Below are 1,893 nucleotides of genomic sequence, written 5' to 3' on the forward strand. Positions count from 1 at the left end.
CGGCTGCATTGTTGCAAGTGCTGCGATATCAGGAGCACCCGTTGAAATCTTGATGCCTTTTTCTTGTACCTTCATGTCAGCAATCTGGTTCCAGGGAGAGTTAGCCCCAGCCCAAACGACAAATAGATAATCCGGTTTCTGGTCAATGATTTTTTGAATATTAGAAGTAAAATCTGTAGCAGCGGGATCTGCATATTCTTCATGAAGGACTTCCGCACCCAATTTTTCCGCTGCTTCCTTAAATGCTGCTACACCATCACGTCCAAATGAATAATCAGGAGCAAGAGTTGCGATTTTCACGCCTTTCTTTGCAATTGCCGCAGCACCTGCTACTGCATCCTGCGAAGAGTTACGAGCTGTACGGAAAATGTATTCATTGAATTCCGAGCCAGTGATACTGTCTGCGACGGCAGGCTCGACAACCATGATCTTTTCATATTCTTCAGCCAGTGGCAGCACGGCCAATGTGTCACCCGAACTAGATGACCCTACAAGGAAATCCACTTCATCTTCTTCAAGAAGCTTTGTCGCTTTTTGGACTGCTACTTCTGGTTTTGTCTCCGTATCTTCCACAATGAATTCAATTTTGCGGCCAGCAACTTCGTTCGTGCCATTTGTCGCATATTCAAGCCCAAGCTCGAAGCCGCGAAGAGTTTGTTTTCCGTATGCCTCCAGGCCGCCTGTCTGAGAAGCAAGAACACCAATCTTGATTGGTTCGGTATTCTTTGGTTCTTCTTTTTTATCCTTTTCACCTGAACCGGCTGTTTTCTCTGTCCCCGATGATCCAGAGCAAGCACTCGCGAACAGCAGAACTAAAATCAGCATAAAAGATAAGGCAACATTCCGTTTTGAAGCTTTCATTTCCTTTCCCCCTTTAAAATGGTTAACTAAAAGCTCACCAAGCTTTGACTTCATCTTAAAAAAAGGAAGTTACAAATGAGTTACATCTCTAAAAACATAATCCTCTTAACCTTAGAATGCGGATGAAATATAATAATGATATACAAAAAGTGGAGGTACTATCGTGACGGCGACTGAATATGCAGAAAAACTGAGACTTGTCTTGCAAGAGCATAGAAATGAAGAGGAGGCTGTAAGGCTGAGCAAATATATGCGAAACCAGTTTGAATTTTTCGGTTTGCGCGCTCCTCTTTCAAGAGGTTTAGTTAAAGACTACATCGCAAAGAACGGTCTCCCTGACCAAGATGGATTTGAGGAGACAATCAAAGCTTTATGGTCGTTTGAGGAAAGAGAAATGCAGATGGCCGGACTTTACATCATGGATAAGATGATTAAACACATACGGACAAGCGATCTCGGTTTGATTGAATTCATGATTACCACAAAATCCTGGTGGGATACTGTGGACCATATTGCCAAACACCATGCAGGGAAGTATTTTTCCATGTACCCTGAGAAGCTTGGAACAATAGATACCTGGCTTGAGTCAGGAAATGTCTGGTTAATCCGTTCAGCTATTCTATTTCAACTGGGTTATAAGGATAAAACAAATGAGGATTTGCTTTCTTCTATCATTGAAAGGTCATTGGGATCAAAGGAGTTTTTCATTAATAAAGCAATTGGCTGGGCATTAAGAGAATACGGTAAAACCAATCCTGATTTTACGATGAATTTTGTTAACAGCCATACCCTGGCTCCGCTCTCAAAAAGAGAAGCATTAAAACTATTGCAGAAATCAATGGTTGAAAATATAGAATAATAAAGTATCCCCTCCCATGAAAATGGCAATAACTGTACTTAGTTGCCATTAGCCTGGGAGGGGATATCTTATGAAGGGAATCTATTTTATAAATGAACAGATTCATATAAATGATTTTTCACGTGAAGAAAGTATCACAATCCAGAAGCAGGCATTGCTGAATTACATTGAAG

2 protein-coding genes are annotated in these 1,893 nt (G+C 41.3%); one reads left to right on the forward strand and one right to left on the reverse strand.

Annotation, left to right across the window (positions count from 1 at the left end):
• Positions 1 to 861, reverse strand: an 861-nt coding sequence (locus tag WB217_RS10950) for an ABC transporter substrate-binding protein (RefSeq protein ID WP_423993263.1), incomplete at its 3' end; no start/stop codon positions are given.
• A gap of 163 nt (positions 862 to 1,024) precedes the next feature.
• On the opposite strand from WB217_RS10950, the gene WB217_RS10955 reads away from it, so the two are divergent.
• Complete coding sequence (locus WB217_RS10955) at positions 1,025 to 1,720, forward strand: DNA alkylation repair protein (protein WP_423993264.1); 696 nt, start codon at positions 1,025 to 1,027, stop codon at positions 1,718 to 1,720.
• The last annotated feature ends 173 nt before the right edge of the window (positions 1,721 to 1,893 follow it).

It is taken from the genome of Mesobacillus sp., from assembly GCF_049588175.1.
GTDB lineage: Bacteria > Bacillota > Bacilli > Bacillales > Cytobacillaceae > Mesobacillus.